This window comes from Pedobacter jamesrossensis, from assembly GCF_042650905.1.
Classification (GTDB): domain Bacteria; phylum Bacteroidota; class Bacteroidia; order Sphingobacteriales; family Sphingobacteriaceae; genus Pedobacter; species Pedobacter jamesrossensis.
Genome location: NZ_JBHSBY010000084.1, coordinates 1 through 9,280, shown reverse-complemented (window position 1 = coordinate 9,280; position 9,280 = coordinate 1). Strand labels below are relative to the sequence as shown.

10 protein-coding genes are annotated in these 9,280 nt (G+C 33.7%); 4 read left to right on the top strand and 6 right to left on the bottom strand.

Going from position 1 to position 9,280, the window contains the following annotated elements:
• Window positions 1–124: 124 nt before the first annotated feature.
• Entirely contained in the window at window positions 125–1,900 is a 1,776-nt protein-coding gene (locus tag ACFOUY_RS09415) for a tetratricopeptide repeat protein (protein ID WP_378960255.1), read from the top strand.
• A gap of 28 nt (window positions 1,901–1,928) precedes the next feature.
• A complete protein-coding gene (locus ACFOUY_RS09410; RefSeq protein ID WP_378960254.1) occupies window positions 1,929–3,128 on the top strand; it encodes a hypothetical protein in 1,200 nt (399 codons plus the stop codon).
• 579 nt (window positions 3,129–3,707) lie between these two features.
• On the opposite strand, the gene ACFOUY_RS09405 is transcribed toward ACFOUY_RS09410, so the two are convergent.
• The 3 genes from ACFOUY_RS09405 to ACFOUY_RS09395 form a co-directional block, all read right to left on the bottom strand.
• Window positions 3,708–4,100: a type II toxin-antitoxin system VapC family toxin gene (locus ACFOUY_RS09405; RefSeq protein WP_378960253.1), complete on the bottom strand. Its 393-nt coding sequence runs from the start codon at window positions 4,098–4,100 to the stop codon at window positions 3,708–3,710.
• A complete protein-coding gene (locus tag ACFOUY_RS09400) occupies window positions 4,087–4,317 on the bottom strand; it encodes a hypothetical protein (protein ID WP_378960252.1) in 231 nt (76 codons plus the stop codon). Before ACFOUY_RS09400 ends, ACFOUY_RS09405 begins: the two co-directional genes overlap by 14 nt.
• A gap of 127 nt (window positions 4,318–4,444) precedes the next feature.
• Window positions 4,445–4,960 (bottom strand): helix-turn-helix domain-containing protein, encoded by a 516-nt coding sequence (locus ACFOUY_RS09395; RefSeq protein ID WP_378960251.1) that lies wholly within the window; start codon window positions 4,958–4,960, stop codon window positions 4,445–4,447.
• Between the two features lie 363 nt (window positions 4,961–5,323).
• Here ACFOUY_RS09395 and ACFOUY_RS09390 point away from each other — a divergent pair, with 363 nt between their 5' ends.
• Window positions 5,324–6,127, top strand: a complete 804-nt coding sequence (locus ACFOUY_RS09390; RefSeq protein WP_378960250.1) for an RNA polymerase sigma factor — start codon at window positions 5,324–5,326, stop codon at window positions 6,125–6,127.
• A gap of 4 nt (window positions 6,128–6,131) precedes the next feature.
• Window positions 6,132–7,229 (top strand): hypothetical protein, encoded by a 1,098-nt coding sequence (locus tag ACFOUY_RS09385; protein WP_378960249.1) that lies wholly within the window; start codon window positions 6,132–6,134, stop codon window positions 7,227–7,229.
• Window positions 7,230–7,942: 713 nt separating this feature from the next.
• On the opposite strand, the gene ACFOUY_RS09380 is transcribed toward ACFOUY_RS09385, so the two are convergent.
• From ACFOUY_RS09380 to ACFOUY_RS09370, 3 genes are all read right to left on the bottom strand, one after another.
• Window positions 7,943–8,170, bottom strand: a complete 228-nt coding sequence (locus ACFOUY_RS09380; protein WP_378960248.1) for a hypothetical protein — start codon at window positions 8,168–8,170, stop codon at window positions 7,943–7,945.
• Window positions 8,171–8,290: 120 nt separating this feature from the next.
• Window positions 8,291–8,716: a response regulator gene (locus ACFOUY_RS09375; protein ID WP_378960247.1), complete on the bottom strand. Its 426-nt coding sequence runs from the start codon at window positions 8,714–8,716 to the stop codon at window positions 8,291–8,293.
• 59 nt (window positions 8,717–8,775) lie between these two features.
• Window positions 8,776–9,102, bottom strand: coding sequence for a hypothetical protein (locus ACFOUY_RS09370; RefSeq protein ID WP_378960246.1), 327 nt, complete (start codon window positions 9,100–9,102; stop codon window positions 8,776–8,778).
• Window positions 9,103–9,280 lie beyond the last annotated feature (178 nt).

The following is a 9,280-nucleotide window of genomic DNA, read 5'->3' as shown; positions in this document are numbered from 1 at the left end:
TGATGGGTAGGGGTTGATTTTTCAGTAAGCTTAGAAAACACTAAATATTCATCAATAAATAAACTATTTTTATCAAACCTGATTTTTATCGGACAGTAATGTATTGAAATATAAATTTTAACCTATGAGATTTAAGTTAATTATAAATTTATTACTGTTATTGGTTGCTGTTCAAGGATTTGGACAAAGTAAAAGCGTTTACGAAAAATCAGTAGATTTATTTAACCAAAACGGCCAGCAAGAGAAAATCATTCCTTATCTACAAACTGAATTAAAAAAGCAGCCTAAAAACGAAAATCTACTTGCGTTAATAGCTTTCCAATACCTCCAGTCAAAAAATACCGAACTTGGTGAGCGGTATTATATGGAAGCGATAGTCGTTAATCCAGCTTGTGTCAGCTGTTATTTAAACATTTCTCGAATTTACGCCCAGAAAAACGAGTTTCAAAAAGCATTAAATTATTTGGATAAAGCCATATTAGCAAACCCCAAAGACGATTTACTACTCACAAGCCGAGCACAAATAAAAGAAGCGATTGGCGATACCTTTGGAGCTTTGTCGGATTACAACAAAGCCATTTCAATAGCACCTAAAAATGCTGACAACTATATTCAAAGAGGTATTTATAACTTAAGTAATAAATATAATTCATTGGCTTTGGTTGATTTAAATGAAGCAATATCTTTAAGACCAAATAGTTATGACGCATACTTTTATAGAAGCAGAATAAAATTTGAAAATAATGATTTGCAAGATGCACTAAAAGATATCGACAAAGCCATTTTATTGGATGCCAAACAGAATCGATTTTACAACTTTCGGGGTACGATTTATAAAGAATTAAAACAGTCTAAAAATGCGTTAGAAAATTATTCAAAAGCAATAAAACTTAGTTCTGAAGATTTTTATAGTTACCTAAGCAGAGCACAGGTTTATTATGACTTGGAAAATATGGATTCAGCATGTGATGATTACGCAAGTGCAAAGGTGTTGATTGAAAAGCAAAAAAATAACAACCCTGAATTTTTAAAGAATATAGAGAATGCTATGGTTGACATTTGTGATCAAAGTAAATCAAGTTATTTTTTTCAACGGGGAGTTGCCTTTTACAATTTAAAACAATACGAAAATGCATTAGCTATTTACGATGTGGGATTAAAAAAATTCCCGAAGAACCCAATGATTTTATCTTTTAAAGGCAACGCTTATTTGGCAATGAAAGATTATCCAAATGCTTTGGCCAATTATGAGAACGCATTAGCAAACATAGCTCTTTTAATGGCTGAAATAAAAAAAAACCACCGTTTTGATCAGGAAAATAATGAAGGTACACAAACTTTTTACGACGGTTTTTTGGCATCAATTTATTATAACGTTGCAGAATGTGGTATTTATGCCCAAAAATATGATGATGCATTAAATGCAATGAATCAAGCTCTTGCTATTGCCCCAAACGTTACTGATTTTAATAAAGAGAAATATTATGCCAGAAGAGGAAATATTTATTTGGAAAAGAAGAATTACGATTTCGCACTTACAGATTTTAATAAAAGCATTCAAATCAATAAAAACTACGCCCCTTCCTATGTTGGTAGGGCAATTGCTAAGGTGAGCCAGGTAGAAAATGCAAAAAAATCTAATGCCATAATTAGTGCTAAATTGCCAAATCAGCCTTTTAGGATCAATTGGGAGATAAAATCGAAATCGTCATCCTTTTATAAAACTAACCCCAACATAAAAAGTGGATTAGAAGATTGTAACCAAGCTATTGTATTAGATCAAAATAACGGTTTTGCGTATCTTATTAGGGGACAAATCAAATCTTTTTTAGGTCAGTCTGACTATCGTATTGATTTAATTAAGGCTAAAGAATTAGGAATTGAGGTAGATATAGATTAATAACACTAATACACTTATAAAAAAATTAATGAACCTAAATATTAAAGCCGTTATTCTAGCCTTCGTGTTACTCGTGTTTACTTACAAATATTATGTGAGAACGCCTGGCAGTTTCATGTCTATTTTGGCCGTATTCGCGGTTGGCGCCATTGCACTAGCTATTTTTGTATCCTATTTTTTTGGCATCAAACTAATTGCTTATTTCATAAACAATGGCTTTATCTATCCTAAACTGATTTTTAATATTTTATGGCCATTCATAGTGTTAACTTTTGTAACCTGGATAATTTACGGGTTTATTTACATCAAACCATTTGGTCTTAACAGTGATTTTATAGCGCTTACTACAACATTCATTTTTAAAAACGCATTATTCATTGCTATTTGTAGCATCTTAATTGGAATTACACTTTCTTTTCCGCCCTTAACAGATAAAACGGCAAGCGAAATGTTAATGAAGAAAAATATTTTGTATTTAGTAGGTATCTCCAGTGCCTTTCTATTCAGCATCGTGATCTTTTATCTAGTCAACAAGATTAATCAAACCAGTTCCATCGCCAATTATACTACGTACCAAAAGTTGGATGATTTGAATAATGAAGGAACATATACGGTACAGAAATTTATAGTACCGAGTGAAAATAATTTTGTGGGAGAGCCTTACGTTTTGCCAAATAAAAATGAGCTTATCATCATATCAGATTATGGAGGTAATAATAGGTCTAAACCGATTCAGAAGATTTATAGAATCGATACAAATGGTAAAATTATTGCTGAACTTGAAGCTACCGTAGTTGAAGGTGGCAAATTTTTCCCACTTATTTGTAAAAACGGTATTTTAACTGATTATGATGGCAAACAACTGATCAGCTGGATATTTGATGGCAATAAAGAAAAGCAACCTGCTAATTCATTTAGGGTTAATTCAGACTGGAAAATTGATTCTTTAAAGCAAGACACCAAGGCTCTAAAACTTGTTCATTTTCTTAAAACAGGTGCTTTTCATTGTAATAACATTGATGAAGTTAAGTACAATGGTAACAATTACTATGAGCTAAGTTATGGCAGCCAAAACCTTAAATTCAGGATTGATAGCATTTATACCCAGGACGAGGGCTCTACACATTGTGAGGAAAAAAAAGTAGAATTATATAACCCTCCTGGCTTCAATTTTGGTTTAATAAGATTCAATGAACATGAATACTATATTATTAAGCCCAAAAATTAAGGAAAACAAATCCAATTTCACAACTCCCACAAAAATCAAAAAATTTAAGCTTAAGAAAATCAATCAACTAGAAAATAAATTTGATAGTTATGAATCTTTCGGTAGTTGATTGATTTTGGCATATAGGATCAATTAACATTGGTATATGCAGGTCAATATACATATTTAAACAAATTACTGACTCAGGAATATACCATAGTAGTGAAATCATTAAAAACTATACTAGAGAACTTTCAATATTCCTCATCTAATTCATCAGCCAAATTAATTATACGTTTTAAATATGACACAAAGGTGTTCGAGAAAATGTCAGTAAGGTTCACCAAAGGCGCAAGAAATTGCGCCTTTTCTGTTTAAATGATATTTTAAACCGCAATTCTAAAAAAAATTATAAGTCATTTCAAACCATTTTAAGTTAGTGTTTTTTTGGATTTTGCTGAGGTCTGCATTCATACCTACTTTTGTTAGAATGTTTTTGAAAGCGATCGATAAACTGAAATAAAAAGCAAGGGTGCTGAAGTGCGAAATTCAACATACCTAAATTTGCTAAAGGAACAGCTAGAAGCGAATGGTCAGTAATTACCAGCTCTGTAAATTGAGGTTGTCTATTTCCTTAAAATGCTTGTCCTTGGTGTGTAACTTTAGGTCAAATTGCTTTGATACTGCGGCAATCCACATGTCATTTTCCGGTATTGGCTTACCTTTTTGCAACAAGGCAGTTTTGATTAGGGCATAGTGATTTGCTGTTTCATCATCAGCAATAAGGACATTACATCTTTCCAGAAAAGAATTGATCTGTTTAATGTGTTTTTTTTGGTTGGCTGATCTGTAAGCACCTAAATATAGTTCTCCCAATACAGCAAAAGGAATATTTATTTCCTCTTCTAAAGTTTCAAGAAAAGCGGTAATTGTAGAATTGCCTTTAAACAACTCAATAACGATATTGGTGTCTAAAAGATTATTTCCAGTCATCTGGGTGGATGGTTTCACAAGATTCTGCGATAATACGTTCTATTTCTTCCGCCTCGTCATTAGACCAGATTCCAGAAAAATCTTTTAAGCTTGGTGTTTTCTTAACTGTTTTATTATTGGTACTTTTTAATAGCTTCTCCAAAGCAGATAAAGTAGCTTCACTCTTTACTTTTAGCATTTCTTCTATCAAATGTAATTTACGTGTTTCTATGTGCATGGATATGATATTAAGTGTTAACACAAAAATAAAGAATTATTTCTACAATAACCATACCCCTCAATTTCAGATTAGTTCCAGTTATTTGGTTCGCAGCGTATCCATCTCATTTAGTGGATCAAAATTATTAACCGTGTCTTTTCGAATATAGATTAGTTGACCGCTTACTCGGATGTGGCTGGATTTTTATTAATTCAGGAATTCTTTTTAATGCCGCATGCAACGAATTTCCTTTAAGTACCCAGCCATATTTTTCAAAAAAGAACTTAATAATCTGATTCGTCTCTTTCGGTGTATCAAGGAAGGTTGTTTTAAGGAGCTTGTACTTTATACAGTATGGTATAGAAGGTTCTTCATTTAAAATAACAGATACAGAAGGTTCGGACTTATATTTTTCCGATAACTTTTCACGTATATTTTTTGGCGGAGCAAAAGATGGTTTGCTTAAATCCTCGAGCTTAATTGATGTAAAAATCAATATCCCATCCAAACTCCTTATTTTAAAATTAGCTCGTCCGGACTCTATGTTTCCTAAAGTTGTTCGGGAAATATTTGCGAGCAAGGCAAAATCCTTTTGAGATAGCCCTAAAGCGTCTCTAAGCTCTATAATATTAGCGCTAAGTGTTGATATTGTATCTTCCATGTACAAATGGACAATTCTAAATCGTGATTTTTTGAAAGACTTATTGTGTATTTAAAAACAATTATTTAAATTTGTGGTATTAGTCACCATCAAAACATATGAGATAGGAAAGAACATCCAGTATTTATTATAATAAGAGGTATTAATAGAAGAGTCTCGGTTACAAATTCCGACAATTTGAATCAGAACGAGACGATAGATTTAATGCCCATAGTGAATTTATGCGTACTTTCGTACAGCTATAGCGCTATGGGCTCTATCGTAAACCGTTTCTGAAGGCGTCGGAACCTTGTAGCACGGTGATAGAGCCCGCTATAGTCTTGCATCTACCATCTTCGGGACTTGTATAATCCAATACGAGTAATGAAAAGCAACAGCATTGACTATCAGCAATATTATTTCAATAAATTTCAGCAGGGTAATGAAAAGGGACTGGAGTTTTTTTACGAGCGCTTATACCCCTCTTTATATCATAAGGGCTTAAGGTACATCAAAGATGACATTAATGCCGATTGCATAGTCAATGAAGCGTTCCTAAGATTGTGGCTAGTCCGTAAAAGCATCAGCGATTCAGACCAAATCGAAATATTTCTAAAAAAGCTTACTTCAAATGCTTGCAATGCATACTATAAAACCTCAACCAACAGGTTTCAGAGGAACATGCTAAGACTGGATGAAATCGAAAATTATGATGAATTTATCTCTGGATATGATCCTGAATTTGATGGGGAAACGGAGGTTCTTTATCAGGAAGAACTTGAAAAGGAACTGAAAGAAAAGTGGACTAAGTTAGAAGCTTTGATTCCGAACCTCACGCAGGATCAGCAATTATTTGTCCGGTTATGCTTAAAGTACTCCTTTAACTATGACCGCATCGCCTGGCACATAGGTGGGATTTCAGATTATCAGGTTGCAATAAAAGTTGAAAAAACATTGGAATCTCTTAAAGCCATTTTTACAAATAGTCAAAAGCTTGACATCGTTGGAAAAAACAACAGATTCAGATTTGAAGGTGATTTAAATGGGGAACAGTCTTCAATCCTCCACATGCGCTATGAGCTGCAATACAGTTTCGAGGAAATTTCTACCGCCTTGAATCTGGATCAGGGTTATATTCAGAAAGTATTTGTCGGGGCATGTACCAAAATCAAGAAAGTAAAATTGTAAGGTTATGGAAAATAATAAAATGGTAATCACGCGAAAAATTCAGTTACTGATTGATTCCGAGGATAAAGAGGAAGTTAAAAAGATGAAGGATCAGCTTTACAACTGGCAATGGATCACTTACCGATCCGCAAATATGATAATGAGCCATCACTTTGTTCAGGAGCAGGTGAAGGATTTCTTTTATTTAACAGAAGACATCAAGCTCAAAATAGCGGATGAAAAAAAAGAAGAAAACGGCATTTTAAAGTCCTCTCGACAAAACACCACTTATCGGTTGCTTTCCAATCACTTCAAAGGACAGATACCGACCAATATCCTAAGCAACCTCAACAATACCCTGATTTCTTATTTCAACAAAGAAAAGTCAGCTTATTGGAAAGGCGAAAAATCGCTAAGGAACTATAAAAAGAATATCCCCATGCCCTTTGAAGCTAGTGTAATCTCCAAGTTTGCCTACACTCCGGACAAAAGGAATTTTTCTTTTAAACTTTTCAAAGTTCCGTTTAGAACATATTTGGGAAAAGACAGGACTGATAAAAAAATAATGCTTGAAAAGATTATGAACGGAACTTTAAAACTTTGCGTTAGCAATATCCAATTAGATAAGGGAAAGATATTTCTACTGGCAGCCGTTCAGGTGGATAAAGAACAGCATACTTTAGATAACTCTGTTATAGCAGAAGCTTCGCTGTCCATAGAACACCCTGTTACTGTTAAAATAGGAAAATATGACCATACGATTGGTACAAAGGAAGAGTTTTTGCATCGCAGATTAGCTATACAGGCTGCCATCTATCGGGTACAAAAAGCTGTTAAATTTAATCGTGGCGGTCATGGCAGTAAACGTAAAAGGAAAAGTCTCGTAGATTACCAGCATCAGGAAAAACGTTATGTAGAATACAAATTGCACGTATATAGCCGGATGCTGATTGACATCTGTTTAAAATATCAGGCTGCAACATTGTTACTTATTAACCAAGAGCAAAAAGAAGAAATAGCCAAAGATGATCCCTTCCTGCTAAAAAATTGGAGCTATTACAGTTTAAAAGAAAAAATAGGCTATAAAGCTGCAAAAGCAGGCATTCAAATGATCGTAGAATAAAGAACGGTATTAAATGTTCTTTGAAAATAAATTAATTATTAGAGGCTGCTTGTACACAGCCGTAGGGTGAGGTTGCATTAACACTCACTAATTGTTTCATATAGGTTTTTATCAACCGTAACCTATAATGTTTTAATTCATTTGAAAGCAAATACAATTTCTGGCGGAACATTTCAGTGATTGTAAAGGGAAAAGTCTGGTAGATTATCAGCATCAGAAAAAACGCTAAGTAGAATACAAATTGCACGTATGTAGCCGGATGCTGCATTCAAATTATCGTTGATTAAATAACGGTATTAAAGTTCTTTGAAAATAAATTAATTATTAGAGGCTGCTTGTACAGCCGTAGGGTGAGGTTAGATTACACTCACTAATTGTTTGATATGGGTTTTTATTAATCGTAAACTATAATGTTTCAATCCATTTGAAAGCATAATACAATTTCTTGGCGGTACACATAATTTTGCCAACAAGTTCGTGTGGCTCCAATTTAAGAGCAAAATACAATTCTTGCTTTGGTAATCGTACGTTCGATAGGGTGTAGTAGAATGTTCCCTTTACAGCCTTAGGTGTTATTTAATGTCCACGAAACGGTTAGGACTTTTGCCACATAAACCACAGTTTTTAATTTACTTGACGAACGTAGTAGCAACTAAACGATAATAGAACGATTTCTATTTAGAGGAGAAGATCAACTACGATTTAGATGGATTTTAAAGCAAGTGTAGTATACCCTTATTGTCCATATAATCAGCTAACTGTCCTAGCCATGTATATGTAAATTCTTTTTTATTAATTAGTTCCTGTGGTGAGATTGAACAAACATCCTTCAATGTTCTGAAATCCATTCTTACACTTAATTTGCAAAATGCAGAGTCAAATCCTAGTTCTCTGAAACTGGTGAAGAGTACTTCGTCATCTTCGTTTACTTTATCATCCATTTTTTTAAGTATTTCTACTTTTTGTATATTTATTAAGATTAATGATCATATCAGGGCTTAGATCATTATATCTTACGCACCTATACCGCTAAAAGTCTGGATTGGAAGATGCCGTAACATTTACTGCCTAAAAAATGGATTAATGGCTTCTAAGTACCGAAGCTGTTCTACCTGCTCCGGCATCAGTGGCTTGATCAGAAAATTTTTCACAAATGATATATTTTGCGCCTTTTCCTTTTCCGTAATTTCCACCGATGAGCTAACGATAATCACTTTTGCAGTTTCGATGTTTTCATATGATTTTATTGCCTCCAAAAACTCCCATCCATTAACTTCAGGCATGTTAATGTCCAAAAAAATAAGATATTCATTTTTTTCCATTGCATTAGCTTTAAGATATTTCAGAGCCAATGCTGCTTTGTTGAATGTTTCTATTACAATATTTTGAAAAATATCTTCTAAAATGGTTGAATGAAGAAAAAGGGCGATGTCATCATCGTCAATAATCAGGATTCTGTAATTGGTTTGAGGTGTAGTATTAATCAAGATATAGTTTATAAGTAAATTTATGATAAAAATTTAGAGAAGTTTTTTTCACACAAATCTTAAGGATTAGAGTTTCGTTCATGAATATCACCTACAATATTTTTTATAGTTAGATCAAGTTTTGTTGCACTTTCCAGTACCATTTCACAAAGGGTTGAAATTCCCTCAATGTGTTTGTATTTTTGCAAAATAGTTGCAAGTGCAATTATATTTGTAAGAGGTGCCCTGATGAGGTGAGATTGTTGGAAGGCTATTGTACGTAGCAATTCGGCATTACGCTCTATCTCCGTTTTTGCACCTTCGAGTAGCCGTTTATCCGCAATGAAGTCGGTTATGTTATAACCGAGGCAAAAGATTCCCTGAGGCTTCCCATACTCATCAAACATCGCTCGGTACTCCCACTGTGTATATAAATAGCCACCCTTTCCATCGTGCTTCCTAATAATTGCAGGATACAGACTGGAGTTGCTACATTTGACTGGAGGAATTTAGTTGTCAGATTTAACTAGAAACTTTTAAATTTGATTATATGAGCAAACGAGTATTTGATGATTCCTTCAAAAA